Source organism: Actinokineospora spheciospongiae (assembly GCF_003182415.1).
In the GTDB taxonomy this organism is placed as follows: domain Bacteria; phylum Actinomycetota; class Actinomycetes; order Mycobacteriales; family Pseudonocardiaceae; genus Actinokineospora; species Actinokineospora spheciospongiae.
Genome location: NZ_QHCP01000001.1, coordinates 183,110 through 198,490, shown reverse-complemented (window position 1 = coordinate 198,490; position 15,381 = coordinate 183,110). Strand labels below are relative to the sequence as shown.

Here is a 15,381-nt window from a genome sequence, read left to right as displayed (position 1 = left end):
GCCGGCCGACACTCAGGTGTGGGTGGGGGCGCCATCTCGCGGGTATCGGCCCCTCCAGGTACAGCGGCCAGACCCGGCCACCGCCCCACTCTCACAGCACGGTCTCCCCGCGCGGCTCACCGACAAAAACGCCGGGGGAACAGCACCGGTCAACGGGTTTGTCGGGCCAGGAGGCCCGCCAGGAACACCCCCAGCGCCTCGGTGAGCGTGGCGGTGAAGTCGAGCCGGAGCGCCGCGAGGTCGGGGTTGGCGGCGTAGGCGGCGAGCATGGCCTTCGACGGGCGGCTGTGCGCCCACAGGGCACCCGCCAGCACGACCGTGGCGCCCGCGAAGCCGGTGGCGTCGGCCTCCCCCAGTTCCGGGACGCACCGGCGTGCCACCCCGGCCAGGGTGGCGACGCCCGCGAGGGTGGCGCGCTTGTAGTCGGCGGCGATCTGCGGGGAGACGTTGTGCTCCAGCACAGCGGCCTGGTTGCCGAGCAGGTCGCACAGGGTCGGGCGGGCTGCCAGCGAGGTCGCGGTGGTGGTGGTGAGGGCGTCGAGGCGGTCGGGCAGTGCGGCGTCGGCGGGGGTGGTGAGGGTGGTGTCGAGGTCGGTGAGCCACTGGTGGGTGGCGGTGGCGAGGAGTTCGAGGAGGATTTCCTCGCGGGACTCGAAGTAGCGCAGGACGTTGGACTTGGCCAGGCAGACGCGCCTGCTCAGCTCGTTCAGGCTGAGTTGTGCCACCGGCATCTCGGTCAGCATCGCGGCCGCGGTGTCGAGGATGGTCTGCCTGCGCTTCGCGCGCTGCTCCTCGCTGCGGGCGCGCTTGAAGGACGTCATGCGCGCAGCCTAGAAGACCGATGGTCTCTTGTCAGCAGACCGGCGGTCTGTTAGCGTCGGAGTCATAACAGACCGACAGTCTTTAAGGAGTTCCGAATGTACGTCATCCCCGATCAGACCGGCAGGTTCGTCGTCGTGACCGGTGCGAACAGTGGGCTGGGCAAGGAGGCCGCGCGCAGGTTGGCCGAGGTGGGGGCGCGGGTCGTGCTGGCCGTGCGCACACCGGCCAAGGGCGAGCAGGCCAAGGCGGAGATCCTGGCCGCGCACCCGGCTGCGCGGGTGGAGGTGCGCCGGGTGGACCTGGCCGACCTGGCCTCGGTGCGGGAGTTCGCCGACGGCCTGCTGGGCGAGGGCACCCCGCTGGACCTGCTGGTCAACAACGCGGGCGTGATGGCCCCGCCGAAGCGGATGACCACCGCCGACGGGTTCGAACTCCAATTCGGCGGCAACCACCTCGGCCACTTCGCCCTGACCGTGCGGCTGCTGCCGCTGCTGCTCGCCGCCGACGCGCCCCGGGTGGCCACCATGAGCAGCGGCCTGGCCGCCGTGGGCCGGATCGACTACGACGACCCGCACTCGGAGCGCCGCTACCGGCCGATGGCGGCCTACGGGCGGTCGAAGCTGGCGAACCAGATGTTCACCCAGCACCTCGCCGCCCTGGCCGCCGAGCGCGGGTGGGACCTGCTCAGCACCGGCGCCCACCCCGGTTTCACCCGGACGAACCTGCAGACCGCGGGCGCCAGCCTCGGCCGCGACAAGACCACCGAGAGCTGGTTCACCCGCGTCGGCCCGCTGCCCTCGCAGGAGGTGGGGACCGGTGTCGAGCCGTTGCTGCACGCCGCCACCAGCCCGGACGCGACGGCGGGCGGCTACTACGGGCCCGGTGGCCGGTTCGGGCTGGTCGGTCCCACGACCACGGTCCGGCCCACCCGTCGGGCGCGGGACGCCGCTGCCAACGCCCGCCTGTGGGCCGAGTCCGAGCGCCTGACCGGTGTCACCCTGGCCGCGCAGGCGGTCTGACCCGCCCCTCGGTCAGGCCAGGCGGACCTCGACCGGGACCGCGGCGGTGAGCGTGTGGCCCACCGGGGAGCTGGCGATGACCTTGGCGTGCAGGGCTTCCAGGTCGGCGCGGTCGGCGGGTGAGTCGATGCGCACGGTGGCGGTGATGCCGTCGAAGCCCGCGTGGCCCTCGGCCAGGCCCAGGAAGACGTGCAGGTCCACGTCGCCCTTGACGTCGACGGTCAGCCTGTCGAGCTGGATGCCCGCGACCGTGGCGTTGGCGGCGTAGCCCACGGCGAGGCAGTTGCCCAGGGCGCCGAGAAGCTGCTCGACCGGGTTCGCCGCGGTGTCGCCGCCGCCGAGGGCGGGGGGTTCGTCGGACTTGGCCGCCGGGAACTGGCGGACCTTGGCCTCCGACTGGAAACCGCCCGTCCAGGTCACGTGGGCCGCCCACGTGGTCTTGGCCTTGGCGCTGTCGGCCTGGACGGCGGCGACCAGGCCGCCCACCGCCTCGATGTCCACCTGGTTGAGCCGCACCTGGGTCGTCACGCGTTCCTCCGGGGGATCGTCGGGGAGTGCTGTGGTCCCAACGATCCCACCGCTTCGGCGGTCCACAGCGGACTCCCACATCGCGGGAGCGGGCGAGGCGTTCACACGACGGTCACCACGTGTCAACACGGCGCCCGGACGGGGTGGCGGGCGGCAGGGTGCGGGCGATCCGGTGGCGGGTCTCGGCGGGATCGATCACGTCGTCGAGTTCCAGGACGGTGGCGGCGTTGACCGCCTTGCCGCGCCGGTAGGCCTCGGCGAGGATGAAGTCGTAGGTCTCCTGGCGCTTGTCGGGGTCCTCGATCGCCTCCAGTTCGCGGCGGAAGGCGAGGCGGACGGCGCCCTCCAGGCCCATGCCGCCGACCTCGCCGGTCGGCCAGGCGAGGGTGGCGACGGGGGCGTGCACGCTGCCGCCGAGCACGGCCATGGCACCGAGGCCGTAGGCCTTGCGCAGGACCACGCCGAGGACCGGCACCGTCAGCGTCGCACCGGTGACGAACAGGCGGCTGAAGTGGCGGACGGTGGCGGTGCGCTCGGCGTCGGGGCCGACCATGAAGCCGGGGGTGTCGCACAGCGACAGCACCGGCAGGCCGTGGGCGTCGCAGAGTTGCAGGAAGCGGGTGGCCTTGTCGGCTGCGGGGGTGTCGATCGCGCCGCCGAGGTGGGCGGGGTTGTTGGCCAGCAGCCCCATGGGCCTGCCCTCGACGCGGACCAGGGCGGTGAGGACGCCGACGCCGAACTCGGGGCGCAGTTCGAGCACGGACCCGGTGTCGGCCAGCAGTTCCACCACCCGGCGGACGTCGTAGGCGCGCACCCGGTTCTCCGGCACGACGTGGCGCAGCGCCCGCTGGTCGGCGCACTCCCAGTCGGCGACCGAGCCCTGGAAGTACGACAGGTAGCGCTTGGCCACCGACACCGCCTCGGCCTCGTCCGCCGCGAGCACGTCGATGACGCCGTTGGGCACCTGGACCGACACCGGCCCGACCTCCTCCGGGGCGAACACGCCCAGCCCGCCGCCCTCGATCATCGCGGGCCCGCCCATGCCGATGGTGGCCTCCGGGGTGGCGATGACGACGTCGCAGCAGCCCAGCAGGGCGGCGTTGCCCGCGAAGCACCGGCCGGAGGCGATGCCGACGGTGGGGACCAGCCCGTTGAGGCGGCCCATGGTGACGAAGGTGGGGACGTCCAGGGCCGACACCGCCGTGGTGTCGGTGTCGCCGGGCCGCCCGCCGCCGCCCTCGGCGAACAGCACCACGGGCAGCCGGTGCCGCGCCGCCAACTCCAGCATCCGGTCGGTCTTGCGGTGGTTCATCACGCCCTGGGTGCCCGCCAGGACCGTGTAGTCGTAGGCGAGCACCGCGCACCGCTGCCCGTTCACCCCGCCGATCCCGGTGACCATGCCGTCGGCCGGGGTCTTGGCGGTCAGCTCCTCCAGCGACCGCCGCTGCCGCTGCGCGGCGACGGCCAAGGCGCCGTACTCGACGAACGAGTCCGCGTCGCACAGGTCGGCCACGTTCTCCCGGGCGGTGCGCCGACCGAGGCGCCGCCGCTTGGCCACCGCCTCCGGCCGGGCCGCGTCGAGCCCGACCCGGTGCCGTTCCAGGACTTCGGCCAGGTCCGCCCGCACCGCGGCCAGGTCCACGGCCTCCTCCGTGGCCACCGCGCCCGCTTGGGCCTCGTCGGGGTCCAGCCGCACCAGCACGTCACCGTCGGCGGTGACCGCACCGACCGACGCGCGCACCTCCACCACGGTCCCGGACACGGCCGCCACCAGCACGTGCTCCATCTTCATCGCCTCGACGACCACCAGCGGCGCCCCGGCCGCCACCCGCGCCCCGACCGCGGCGGGCACGTCGACCACGGTCCCGGCGAACGGCGCCGCGAGGTCGGCCCGCGCCACCTCGGGCGCGGCGGTGACCAGGTCGGCCACGTGGTCGTCGACGAACGAGGTGGTGCACTCCCCCGCGCGGAACACCGGGTGCCGCAGGACCTCCCGCAGGAACGCCAGGTTCGTCCCCGGCCCGCCGACCCGGAACTCCCCCAGCGCGGCCTCCGCGGCCACCGCGGCGCGGGCGAGGTCGGTGTGCGGGACGTGCGTGACGACCTTGGCCAGCAGCGAGTCGTACCGGGAGACCGCGCGCAGGCCGCGGTACCCGGCGGTGTCGACCCGCACCCCGGGCCCGGAGGGCACCTCGAACTCGGTCAGCACCCCGGACGTGGCCCGCGCGGTGCCGTCGGGCAGCGGTTCCTCCAGGTTGACCCGGCACTGCACGGCCAGCCCCCGCGGCGGCGGCACCCGGTCCTGGGTGAGCCCGAGGTCGGCGAGCGTGCGGCCGAGCGCGACCTCCAGTTGCGCGGCCACCAGGTCGACGCCGGTCACCTCCTCGGTCACGGTGTGCTCGACCTGCACGCGCGGGTTGACCTCCAGGAACCAGAACCCGTCGTCGGCCACCAGGAACTCGACCGTCCCCAGCCCCGAGTACCCGACCTCCTCCGCCAGCCGGGTCGCCGCGGCGAACAACTCGGCCCGCCGCCGCGCGGGCAGCCCGGGGCACGGTGCCACCTCGATCAGCTTCTGGTGCCTGCGCTGCACCGAGCACTCCCGGTCCCACAGGTGGCTGACCGCCGTCCCGTCCCCGATGACCTGCACCTCCACGTGCCGCGCCCGGGGCAGGTACCGCTCCAGGTACACCTCACCGGAACCGAAGGCCCGTTCCGCCTCCGACCGGCACCGCTCGTGGGCGAACTCCAGGTCGGCGGCCTCGGTGACCACCCGGATGCCCCGCCCACCGCCGCCCGCGACGGCCTTCACCACCACGGCGCCGACCTCGTCGAAGAAGTCCCGCGCCTGCGCCGACGTGACGCCGCCGGGGGTGGCGGGCAGGACCGGGATGCCCAGGCCTGCCGCCAGTTCCCTGGCGCGGGCCTTGTCCCCGAGCAGCGCCAACGCCTCCGGGGCGGGACCGACGAAGGTCAGCCCGGCCTCGGCGCAGCGGGCGGCGAAGTCGGCGTTCTCGCTGAGGAAGCCGTAACCGGGGTGCACGAGCGCGGCCCCGACGCGCCCGGCGAGCGCGACCAGTTGCTCCCCGTCGAGGTAACCCCGCTCACCGGTCAGCGGGTGCGCCTCCGCCGCGAGCCGCACGTGCCGGGCGTCGCGGTCGTCGGCGGTGAAGACCGCGGCGGTGCGCAGGCCCAGGGCGGTGGCGGCCCGCTGGACCCGGACGGCGATCTCGCCGCGGTTGGCGATGAGGAGCGTGGTCATGCCCCGATCCTGCCGGTGCGCCGCGCTTGGCGATCAACCGAACCGCAGGTTCGTGGACTCCAGGGCCGCGACGCCGCCGCGGGCGAAGTCGCCCCAGGTGCGGCGGAGCCTGGTGGCGAGGGCGGTGTCCAGGGGTTTGCCGCCCATCATCGGGGAGTCCGACCAGGAGTCCGGGGTGCCCAGCAGGTACGGGAGTTCGACGCAGTGGCCCGCCCCCAGGAAGCCGGGGGCCCGGTCGAACCGGTACCGCGCCACCGATCCGCCGTTGGACGCCCACGTGTCGGCCAGCCTGTGCGCCGGGTCGGCGAAGACCTGCTTCGTGGCGCCCGCCGAGACGATGCGGGTCACCGACCTGCCCAGCCGGGTGAGGCGGCGGCCCGCGGGGGACATCACCACGAACGGGCTGGCGTCGTGCTTGGTGTGGCCGATCAGGAGTTCCACCCGGGACGCCGCGTCGGCGAGGCGGGCGGGCACCTCCGCGACCGACGGCAGGGGGGCGCTGCCCAGGACCGGTCCGTAGGGCATGCCCGCGAACGCGCCGAACCGGTGCGCCACCGCGACCGCCTCGTCCTGGGCGGCGAGGATTTCCGCCGTGCTCGCCCCGTGGGCGAGGTGGGTGAGGCGGGCGCGCACGGCCGCGAACAGCGGGGCCCGCTCCTGCGAGATGCTCAGCGGGGCGCTCTGCATGATCGCCCGGTGGAACAGGCCGTCGGCCTCCTCCGACAGCATCAGGGCCAGCACCGAGTCCGCGCCCGCCGACTGGCCGAAGGCGGTGACGTTGCCAGGGTCGCCGCCGAAGTCGGCGATGTTGTCGCGCACCCAGCGCAGGGCGAGCACCTGGTCGCGCAGGCCGAGGTTGTCCGCGCCGCCCGCCTGGGTGGGGGCGAGGTAGCCGAGGACGCCCACGCGGTAGCTGACGTTCACCACCACCACCCCGGCCTCGGCCGCCAGCGCCACCGGGTCGTACTTGGCGCACTCCCCGGTGCCCTCGACGTAGGCGCCGCCGTGAATCCACACCAGCACCGGCAGCCCGTCGGCACCCGCGGGCGCGGCGACGGTCACGACCAGGCAGTCCTCGCTGTGGACCATGCCGTCGGTGAACTCGCCGGTGGCGAAGCCCAGCCGGGAGGGCGGTTGCGGGCAGACCGGTCCGCGCCGGGTGGCGTCCACGACCCCCGACCAGGGCCGCACCGCCTCGGGCCGCTCGAACCGGCCCGCCGTCGCGTAGCGGACGCCGCGCGCCCGCACCACCGCCCCGTCGTCGGTGACGAGCAGGGTTCCCATCCGGGTGCGGAGCTGACGCTGTGCCATGGGCGGCACCCTACAAAGGAACGATCTTGCGCAGAAGGGCTCCGGCGGGGGTCACCGCAGCTTTCGCCGCAGCGCGGTGAGCGCCCGGTGCTGGGCCACCCGCACCGCGCCGGGTGTCGTCCCGAGGGCCTCCGCGGTCTCCGCGGCGGACAGGCCCACCATGACCCGCAGGAACAGGACCTCCCGCTGCGCGACCGGCAGGGTGGCCACGAGCGCCCCGGCCCGGTCGCCCCGCTCGCGGTCGAGGAACCGCTGCTCCGGGTCGGGCAGGCCGTCGGGCCGGTCGGCGAACTCCCACACCGGGCTCGACCGGTCCCGCGAACCGGTCCGGTACACGTCGGCGATCTTCTTGGCGGCGATGGCGTAGGCGAAGGCCATGAACGGCCGCCCGTCCCACCGGTAGGTGGGGATCGCCTTCACCAGGGCCAGGCAGGTCTCCTGCACCACGTCCTCGACGGACGCGAACGCGTCCCTGGTGGGCCGCAGCCGGTTCCGCGCGTACCGCAGCACCGGGGGCCGCACCACCGCCAGCACCTCGGCCAGCGCCGCCCGCTCCCCCGCGTGCACCCGCGCGACCAGGCCGAGCAACAACCGGTCGGTCCGGTCCCCACCGGACTCCCCGTCCGCGGACACCGCCGCACCGCCGTCGACCATGCGACTCCTCCTCCCGCCCCCGCCCGCCGCCCGGGCCACCCGGGTCGTCGCGTTCGGACCAACGCCGCAGATCCTGGCCCCTCCCGCCGGGCGCGTCACCACCCCGGGCGACTTTGTCAAGCAGTTGTCATGCCGTTGTCCGGTCGGACGGGGTGCACCGGGACCCGGCGCCACCGGACACGGTTCGATGGGGCGGTGGACTTACTGGACAGCATGGAGCGCAACCTCGCCGAACACGCCGCCCACCTGCACCGGCGGCTGCCCGGGGCGGTGGTGGTGGACAGCGCCGACCTGCTCATCGCCGACAGCGGGATCGCCGACGACACCTTCAACATCGTCGCCAGGGCCCGGTTCGAGTCGGGGGCGCCCCGGCGGCGGGTGCGGCAGACGGTGGACCGGGTGACCGCGACCGGGCGGCCGTTCTCCTGGTGGGTGGGACCGGGCTCGCCCGAACTCGACCAGCTCCTGGTGGACGCCGGGCTGTCCGCCGCGGAGTCCGAGGCCGGGATGTGGCTGGACCTGCGCCGGTCGCGGCCGGACCGGGAGCCGTCCGGGCTGGACATCCGGGTGGTCGACACCGCCGCCGAGCTGGCGGACTTCGCCCGCGTGCTCGCCGCCAACTGGGAACCCCCGGCCGCGACCGTCGAGCGGTTCTTCGCCGACGCCGCGCCGCACGCCCTCGACTCGTCGTCCTCGTACCTGGTGGGGTACGTGGACGGTGCGCCGGTCTGCACGGCGGAGGTGTTCCGGCACGCCGAGGTCGCCGGGATCTACAACGTCGCGACCCTGGTCGCGCACCGGCGCAAGGGGTACGCGGGGGCGATCACGGAGGCCGCGCTGCGGTGCGCGCGGGAGTCCGTCGCGGTGCTCCAGGCTTCGGATGACGGGAAGCCGGTCTACCGGCGGTTGGGGTTTGTCGAGTGTGGACGGTTCACGGAGTACACCGTGCCCGCGGGTGGGGTGGGCTCGGCGTAGCGGATTCGGGCCGCCGCGCGGTTGGCGAACTCGCTCGCCTTCTGGGCGTTGTGGGCCTTCGCCGCCGGGGCACTGCTCGCGGGCACGGTCTTCGGCGTGGCGGGCACGTGGTGGCGGAACCGGCCGGGGACGACCGCTTCGGAGTCGGGCATCGCGCTCATCGCGTCGGTCCACGCCTGGTCGGCGCTCCACCGCTACGGCGCGCTCGGCCACTTCGGTTGGGGGACGGTCGATCTGGTCACCGCCGTGGTGGTGCTGCTCGCGTTGGGGCGCACGGCGCGGGAGCGGCTGCGGGCCGCCGGGATGGCGGTGCCCCGCCCGCACCGACCGGTGGGCCGGTGCGGGGCGCTCCGCGCGGGGTCACCGCATCGAGCACGCCTGGAGCAGGGCAGCGGCCTGGTCGGTCTTGCGCTGCACCCAGACCACGGGCGAGGCGAGGTCGTCCAGGGTCACCGCGGCGAGCGTGTCGGACAGGTCCCGGATGGCGTCGTTCACCGTGGTGTCGGCGGCTTTGCCCGCCAGGCCGTTCAGGGTCTCGGCGGCGGTTCGGCTCTGCTCCACGGTGTTCTGCGGGTTCAGCGCGTCCGGGGTGAAGTCGACGGCGCCCACGGCGTCGAGGCAGACCTGGGCGCTGGACAGGGTTTGACTGGCCGCGGCGGCGGTGTCGGCGGCGTCCTGGAGGCCGCTGCACCCGGTGAGCAGGGCGAGACCGCCCGCGACGGCGACGGCGATGGGGGAAGTGCGCATGGTGGTGCCTCCGGTCCTTGACCGAAGGTCTCCCCACCGCCGGACGAGCCGGGCGGCGCCGAGGCCGGGCGGGCACTGACCCACCGTACTGACGACCTGCGGCCGGAGGGGTACTCCCCTTCGCACCTCCAGCATCCGCACCCGTGCGCGCCCTGTCAAGGCGATCCGCCGCACACGGGTTCAAGGGCGGTTGGCGGAACACCCCGTTCCACCACCGGTCACGGGTGCATCCGGGCGCCCTTGAGGATCTTGTCGACGGCGTTGCGGGGACCGTGGACGCCGAGTCCGACCAGGTCCAGGTGGTCGCGGGGAACCGCGCGGACGGCGGCGCGGTTGTCGCGGTCGTTGCCGGTGGTGAACAGGTCGGCGGTGAAGACGGTGATGCGCAGGCCGCGGGTGAGGGCGCGGGTGTGCGCGGCCGTGACGACCTCCTTGCCGCCCTGGAGGACCAGCACGGGTTGGCCGAGCATCGGCAGGTACTCGGTGCCGTCGGCGTCGAGGTAGGGCTCGCCGATCCGGTCGGGGTTGGCCGCGGTCAGGCCGCTGACCAGGAAGGCGGTGACGTTGAGCGCCTGCCAGCCCAGCAGGTCGTCGCGCAGCAGGACGGCGATCTTGGTTTCGGGGCGGGACGGTTCGGTGTCGTGTTCCACCGGGCCAGTCTCAGCCGGTCGGCTGGTCCGGGTCTTGTACGTTCTTGGCGTGCCGGTCCGCTCGGAGGTCACCGCGTGGCGGCCGTCGCTGGGCGGCGTCCGCGAGGTGCTGCACGCCCGGTTCGCCGAGCACGCCTACCCCGCGCACACCCACGACGCCTGGACCGTGCTGATCATCGACTCGGGCGTCGTCCGCTACGACCTGGACCGGCACGAGCACGGGGCGCTGACCTCCCAGGTGACGGTGCTGCCACCGCACGTCCCGCACGACGGGCGCAACGCCACCCCGGACGGGTTCCGCAAGCGGGTCCTCTACCTCGGCCCCGAACTGCTCGACCCGGGCCTGACCGGCGCCGCCGTGGACTCCCCCGGCATCCCGGACCCGGTGCTGCGCGACCGGGTGGACCGGCTGCACCGGGCGCTCGCCCCGCACCACGAGGACCTGGAGGCGCAGAGCAGGCTGGCCCTGATCTGCGAACGCCTCGGCATGCACCTGACCGGCGGCCCGACCACCGCCCCCGCCGTCCGCGCACCCGGTCTGGCCCGGCGGCTGCGCGACCTGCTCGACGCGCGCACCGTCGAGGGCGTCACCCTCGACGAGGCCGCGGCCCGGCTGCACGCGCACCCGACGCACCTGGTGCGCGCGTTCAGCGGTGAGTTCGGGCTGCCGCCGCACCGCTACCTCGTCGGCCGCCGGGTCGACCTGGCGCGGCGGCTGCTGCTCGACGGGATGGCGCCGGGGCAGGTGGCCGCGGCGGCCGGGTTCCACGACCAGTCGCACCTGGGCAGGCACTTCAAGCGGATGCTCGGCGTTCCGCCGTCCCGGTTCCGGGGGTGATCGCCGCGCGGGCGGGGTCCGCCCGCGCGGCGATCACCCGATCCCCCGGGTCAGCCCCGCCCGGCCCCCGAGGTGAACCGGACGGCCGGGAGGCGGGAGGCCGCCCGGCTCACGACCGCTTCCAGCGGTGGCACCAGCACCGGGCCGACGGCCGCGGTGCCCATCGCCGCGCCGACGCCCGCCCACGCGACCGGGCCCAGCGGGGTGCAGCCGAAGAAGTGGCTCACCCCCGGGGTCTGCACCACCGCCACCAGCGCCGCCGCCGACCCCAGGGTGGTGGCCAGGACCAGAGGGCTGTGCCGCCTGCCGGACAGGGTCTGCACGAGCTGTGAGCCGACCAGGCCGCACAGGGCCATCGTGCTGGTGCGCCGCGCGGTCCCCGGGGTCCACTTGCCGATCAGCCACCCGGTGGTGGCGCCGAGGCCGGTGATGATGCCCCGGTGCCGGATCTGGGTGATCAGCGGCCCGCCGAGCACCGCCGCGCCGACCGGGGCCTCCTCGCCGCCCGCCTCGTCCCTGGCCGGGGTCACCGCCACTGCCATGGCCGGGAACATGTCGGTGAGCAGGTTGACCAGGAGCAGTTGGCGGGTGGACAGCGGGCAGGTGCCCGACAGCATGGTGCCCAGGACGGTGAAGCCGACCTCGCCCGCGTTGCCGCCGATCAGGATGCCGATGGCGTCGGCGACGCTGCGCCACAGCGCGCGGCCCTCGGCCACCGCGCCGACCAGCGCGCCCAGGTCGTCGTCGGTGAGCACGAGGTCGGCGGCGTTGCGGGCGGCGGCCGAGCCGCGGGCGGCGATGCCGATGCCCACGTCGGCGGCGCGGATCGCGGCGGCGTCGTTGGCGCCGTCGCCGACCATCGCCACCACCCGGCCCGCGGCCCGCAGCGCCTCCACCACCTGCAACTTCTGCTCCGGGGCGACCCTGGCCACCACCCCGGCGCCGCGCAGCAGCCGGGCGCCGCCCGCGCGGTCGAGGGCGGCGAGTTCGCCGCCGGTGACGACCTTGGTGTCCTCCGGCCAGCCGAGGCCGACCGCGATGGCGCGCGCGGTCCTCGGGTGGTCGCCGGTGAGCACGACGGGGGCCACGCCCGCCTCGCGCAGGCTCCGGACCAGCGGTTCGGCGCTGTCGCGCGGGGTGTCGGCGAGGGCGAGCAGGCCCTGGAACTCCAGCTCGGCCAGCGGCTCGTCCAGCACCTCGTCGGCGTCGTCGGCCGCGACCGGGCGGCGGGCGACCGCGAGCACGCGCAGTCCCGCCGAGGCCAGGGTCTCGACCAGTTCGCCGGTGTCGGCGGGCACCGCGGCGCACCCCGGCAGCACGACCTCGGGTGCGCCCTTGACCACCAGCAGCGTGTCGTCCCCGGTGCGCCCGACGGCCGCCGCGTACCCGCGGCTGGCCTCGAAGGGCAGACCCGCCAACTGCTCCCACCCGCTGTCCTCGGGCAGCGCCGACAGCACGGCCTCGTCGGTGGCGTGCTCGTGCGCGCCCGACTCGGTCGGCTGCCGCGGGCAGGCCCTGGCCGCGACCTCCAGGACGGCGGTGGCCTCGGGCGCGTCCACCGGGAAGACCCCGTCGGCGGTGGCCACCTCGACCACCCGGAGCCGGTTCTCGGTCAGCGTGCCGGTCTTGTCGAAGCACACCGTGTCCACCCGGCCCAGCGCCTCCAGCGTGCGGGCCGTGCGGACCAGGATGCCGTGCTTGCCCAGCCGCCGAGCCGCCGCCGTCTGGGCGACGGTGGCCACCAGCGGCAACCCCTCGGGGACCGCGGCCACCGCGACGGCGACACCGCCGCCGATGGCCTCGCGCACCGGGCGACCGCGCAGCAGCGCGAACCCGGTCACCGCGGCGCCGCCGACCAGCGTCATCGGCAGCGCCTTGCCGGTCAGCTCGCGCAGCCGCGCCTGCACCCCGGCGGGCGGCGCGGTCCGCGAGGCGAGCGACACCGCGCGCCCGGCCTCGGTGTCGGCCCCGGTGCCCACCACCACGGCCCTGGCCCACCCGGCGACCACGGTCGTGCCCTCGAAGACCATGCACCGGCGGTCGGCGATGGCCGCCGCCGGTGTCGCGGTCGACTCCTTGGTCACCGGCAGCGACTCGCCGGTGAGCGCGGACTCGTCCACCTCCAGGCTGTCGACCTCCAGCAGCCGGGCGTCGGCGGGCACCACGTCACCGCCCCGGAGTTCGATCACGTGCCCGGGTGCCAGCCCGTCCGCGTCGACCACCTCGGTCCGGCGCTCGCCCACCACCCGCGCCCGCTGCCGCTGGGTGACCGCCAGCGCGGCCAGCGCCCGCTCCGCGCGCAACCGCTGCCCGCCGCCCACCAGGGCGTTGACGCCCATGACGCCGACGACCAGCAGGGCGTCCACAGTGGAGCCCAGCACCGCCGAGGCGACCGCGCCGACGGCGAGCACGGGGGTGAGCGGGTCGGCCAGCTCGGTGCGCACGGCACCGGCCAGGCGCAGCAGCTCGCGCGGCGGCCCGGCGCCGGGCATCCCGGCCAGCCGCGCGCCCAGGTGCCGGGCCCGCGCGGTCAGGTCGTCGGCGACCTGGCGACCGCGCCCGGACTGCTCGCGGAGGCGGTGCAGCACCCCCTCCGCGGGCAGCGCGTGCCACGGCACCAGCGGCCGGGGCGCCGGGGTGGGCGCCGTGCCCACACCCGCGGCCAGCGCCCACCCGGACACCAGGGCCGCGCCCGCGGCGAGGTCGACCGGGCTGAGCCGGGCCACCGGGGAGAGCAGGCGCCCCCACCGCCGCTGCTGGCTGGTGGCGACCAGCAGCCCGGACAGGGCGGTCGCGGCCTGGGCGCAGGTCGCCCCGTACTTGCCCGCCGCCCGCGCCGCCGGGATCGCGCGCACCAACCGCCACACCCCGGCCAGCCCGTCGACGCACAGCGCGTCGGCCGCCCACACCACGGCGGCGTCCTGGTCGGCCAGGCACACGGCGAAGTCCGCCGCCAGCACCCCGGCGACCACGTCGGCGTCCGCCCCGGTCGTGCCGCGCGGCCGGGCGAGGGCGCACACCACCCGGCCGTCGGCCCGCAGCGACCGCAGGACCTCGGCCATGGACCGCTCGCACACCGTCTCGTCCGCCCCGACCGCGTTCGCCCCGGTGCCGTCGTCGCCGACGACCACGACGCGCAGCCCGGCCTGCCCGGCGGCGTCGAGCACCGCCCGGGCGACCGGGTCGGGCCGGTGCCCGACCAGGACCGTGCCGACGTCGCGCCCGTCGGCGGAGGCGATCATCAGCCCGGTGGAGTCCGCCTCGGCGTCGGGGACCGGCCGCAGCCGGACCGCGTCGGGGTCGGCGTCAGGATCAGACCCGGAGTCGGCGGCGGCCAGCGCGGCCTCGGCGGCCTCCCACAGGCGGCCGTCGCCCCAGTCGGGGGCGTGCGGGTGGGCCTCGGTGACCGTGCGGCTGTCGAGCCGCAGCGCCCCGGCGTGCACCAGCAGCGTGTCCACGGTTTGCAGCGAGCGCAGCCGCTCCGGGGCGCGCACCAGCACCCCGTCGCGCGCCAGGACCTGCCCCAGCACGGAGGCGTAGCCGGTCCAGCCGTACCGGGAGGGCTTCGGCGATCCGGCCAGGACCGCCTCGCTCGCCTCGCGCACACCGCCGGTGAGCACCCCCGTGACCAGCGCCCCGACCAGGCCGCCGGTGGAGGCGGAGGTCGCGTACCTGGTGACGGGGTCGACGAGCGCGGGCCTGGCAACCGGCTCGCCCGCCACGCTCTCCCGCCCGGGGACGCACACCACGTCGTGCACCCGCTCGAACGCGGTCACCCGAGCCGCGGCGTCGAGCAACTGCCCGGTGCGCAGCGCGGCGTCGAGCAGCAGTTCCGTCGGGGAACCGCCGAACCCGTGCACCGCGGCGGTCGCGGCGGCGATCGCCACCTCGGTGGGCCCGCCACCCAGCCGGGACCGCAGCAGCGACCGCACCCGCGGGTCCTCCCGCACCACGGTCAGCGCGGCGGCGGCGACCCGGGGCGGGCGGCGCAGCCGGAACACCCCGGCGGCCAGCGAGGTCGCCAGACCGGCGCCGGTCACCGCCAAGGCCACCGCGGCGGACCGGATCTCGTGCAGGTCCCCGGGGTGCGCGGCGGGCTCGACGGCGCTGGCGGGCGACGGTTCGTACTCGCGCGCCAGCGCGGACACCTCCGCCGCCACCCTGTCGGTGGCCGCGTCCTCGGCGAACCGGACCACCACGCGCGCCAGCCCACCGTCCCAGTAGGCGCTCACCACCCCGGGGTGTTCCAGGACGGCGGCCACCACGTCCTCGAGCACCCGCCGCACCTGCTCGGGCGCATCCTCGGGCAGGCGCACCGGCAGGTGCAGGCGGTGCCCCGCCCGCCACCACAGCTCCCGCTTGGTGAAGGCGTCGCGCACCAGGCGCCCGGTCGACTCCAGGGTCGCCCGCCCCGCCTCGACCCCCGTCGCAGCCGCCCGCCTGCCCAGGCCCACGGCCTCGTCGGCCACGTCGAGCGCCGCACTCGTCGCCTCCCCGGCCGCCCGCAGGACGCGACCCGGTGCGCTCACCGCCAACTCCGGCAACCGCACCACGTTCTTCAACACCATCAACCGT

At 75.6% G+C, this 15,381-nt stretch carries 12 protein-coding genes and 1 pseudogene; 4 read left to right on the top strand and 9 right to left on the bottom strand.

Annotation, left to right across the window (positions count from 1 at the left end):
- Nucleotides 1–149: 149 nt before the first annotated feature.
- A complete protein-coding gene (locus DFQ13_RS00815) occupies nt 150–821 on the bottom strand; it encodes a TetR/AcrR family transcriptional regulator (protein WP_035279078.1) in 672 nt (223 codons plus the stop codon).
- A gap of 96 nt (nt 822–917) precedes the next feature.
- On the opposite strand from DFQ13_RS00815, the gene DFQ13_RS00810 reads away from it, so the two are divergent.
- Nucleotides 918–1,841: an SDR family oxidoreductase gene (locus DFQ13_RS00810; RefSeq protein ID WP_110078421.1), complete on the top strand. Its 924-nt coding sequence runs from the start codon at nt 918–920 to the stop codon at nt 1,839–1,841.
- Between the two features lie 12 nt (nt 1,842–1,853).
- Here the strand turns inward: DFQ13_RS00810 and DFQ13_RS00805 are convergent, their stop codons facing one another.
- The 4 genes from DFQ13_RS00805 to shbA all read right to left on the bottom strand — a co-directional run bounded on the left by DFQ13_RS00805 (nt 1,854) and on the right by shbA (nt 7,596).
- Nucleotides 1,854–2,369: an OsmC family protein gene (locus DFQ13_RS00805; protein ID WP_035279084.1), complete on the bottom strand. Its 516-nt coding sequence runs from the start codon at nt 2,367–2,369 to the stop codon at nt 1,854–1,856.
- A gap of 112 nt (nt 2,370–2,481) precedes the next feature.
- The gene (locus DFQ13_RS00800) at nt 2,482–5,631 is read right to left on the bottom strand and encodes an acetyl-CoA carboxylase family protein (RefSeq protein ID WP_110078419.1); all 3,150 of its coding nucleotides are present in this window, start codon (nt 5,629–5,631) and stop codon (nt 2,482–2,484) included.
- Between the two features lie 33 nt (nt 5,632–5,664).
- Nucleotides 5,665–6,942 (bottom strand): carboxylesterase family protein, encoded by a 1,278-nt coding sequence (locus DFQ13_RS00795; protein ID WP_110078418.1) that lies wholly within the window; start codon nt 6,940–6,942, stop codon nt 5,665–5,667.
- A 51-nt stretch (nt 6,943–6,993) separates the two neighbouring features.
- Entirely contained in the window at nt 6,994–7,596 is a 603-nt protein-coding gene (gene shbA / locus DFQ13_RS00790; RefSeq protein WP_084175315.1) for an RNA polymerase sigma factor ShbA, read from the bottom strand.
- A gap of 195 nt (nt 7,597–7,791) precedes the next feature.
- On the opposite strand from shbA, the gene DFQ13_RS00785 reads away from it, so the two are divergent.
- Complete coding sequence (locus DFQ13_RS00785) at nt 7,792–8,571, top strand: GNAT family N-acetyltransferase (protein WP_233438208.1); 780 nt, start codon at nt 7,792–7,794, stop codon at nt 8,569–8,571.
- Here the strand turns inward: DFQ13_RS00785 and DFQ13_RS34645 are convergent.
- Nucleotides 8,493–8,732 (bottom strand): hypothetical protein, encoded by a 240-nt coding sequence (locus DFQ13_RS34645; RefSeq protein WP_146240992.1) that lies wholly within the window; start codon nt 8,730–8,732, stop codon nt 8,493–8,495. The two genes, DFQ13_RS00785 and DFQ13_RS34645, sit on opposite strands and share 79 nt — an antisense overlap.
- Between DFQ13_RS34645 and DFQ13_RS35860 the strand changes: the two are divergent.
- Nucleotides 8,668–8,826: pseudogene (locus DFQ13_RS35860) on the top strand (hypothetical protein); the annotation flags it as partial. The gene DFQ13_RS34645 and the pseudogene DFQ13_RS35860 sit on opposite strands and share 65 nt — an antisense overlap.
- A gap of 105 nt (nt 8,827–8,931) precedes the next feature.
- Here DFQ13_RS35860 and DFQ13_RS00780 read toward each other — a convergent pair.
- Both DFQ13_RS00780 and DFQ13_RS00775 read right to left on the bottom strand, forming a co-directional pair.
- A complete protein-coding gene (locus DFQ13_RS00780; RefSeq protein ID WP_110078416.1) occupies nt 8,932–9,318 on the bottom strand; it encodes a bacteriophage spanin2 family protein in 387 nt (128 codons plus the stop codon).
- A gap of 218 nt (nt 9,319–9,536) precedes the next feature.
- Nucleotides 9,537–9,968 (bottom strand): DUF2000 domain-containing protein, encoded by a 432-nt coding sequence (locus DFQ13_RS00775; protein ID WP_110078415.1) that lies wholly within the window; start codon nt 9,966–9,968, stop codon nt 9,537–9,539.
- 49 nt (nt 9,969–10,017) lie between these two features.
- Here DFQ13_RS00775 and DFQ13_RS00770 point away from each other — a divergent pair, with 49 nt between their 5' ends.
- The gene (locus DFQ13_RS00770) at nt 10,018–10,806 is read left to right on the top strand and encodes an AraC family transcriptional regulator (RefSeq protein WP_110078414.1); all 789 of its coding nucleotides are present in this window, start codon (nt 10,018–10,020) and stop codon (nt 10,804–10,806) included.
- Between the two features lie 50 nt (nt 10,807–10,856).
- Here the strand turns inward: DFQ13_RS00770 and DFQ13_RS00765 are convergent, their stop codons facing one another.
- On the bottom strand, nt 10,857–15,374 hold the full coding sequence (locus tag DFQ13_RS00765; protein ID WP_181399780.1) for a cation-translocating P-type ATPase: 4,518 nt from the start codon (nt 15,372–15,374) through the stop codon (nt 10,857–10,859).
- Nucleotides 15,375–15,381 lie beyond the last annotated feature (7 nt).

Excerpts from the sequence above, each read along its gene's own strand:
- DFQ13_RS00795 (WP_110078418.1), bottom strand. The coding sequence starts at position 6,942 with ATGGCACAGCGTCAGCTCCGCACCCGGATGGGAACCCTGCTCGTCACC.
- DFQ13_RS00780 (WP_110078416.1), bottom strand. The coding sequence starts at position 9,318 with ATGCGCACTTCCCCCATCGCCGTCGCCGTCGCGGGCGGTCTCGCCCTG.
- DFQ13_RS00800 (WP_110078419.1), bottom strand. The coding sequence starts at position 5,631 with ATGACCACGCTCCTCATCGCCAACCGCGGCGAGATCGCCGTCCGGGTC.
- shbA (WP_084175315.1), bottom strand. The coding sequence starts at position 7,596 with ATGGTCGACGGCGGTGCGGCGGTGTCCGCGGACGGGGAGTCCGGTGGG.
- DFQ13_RS00765 (WP_181399780.1), bottom strand. The coding sequence starts at position 15,374 with ATGGTGTTGAAGAACGTGGTGCGGTTGCCGGAGTTGGCGGTGAGCGCA.
- DFQ13_RS00810 (WP_110078421.1), top strand. The coding sequence starts at position 918 with ATGTACGTCATCCCCGATCAGACCGGCAGGTTCGTCGTCGTGACCGGT.
- DFQ13_RS00815 (WP_035279078.1), bottom strand. The coding sequence starts at position 821 with ATGACGTCCTTCAAGCGCGCCCGCAGCGAGGAGCAGCGCGCGAAGCGC.
- DFQ13_RS34645 (WP_146240992.1), bottom strand. The coding sequence starts at position 8,732 with ATGAGCGCGATGCCCGACTCCGAAGCGGTCGTCCCCGGCCGGTTCCGC.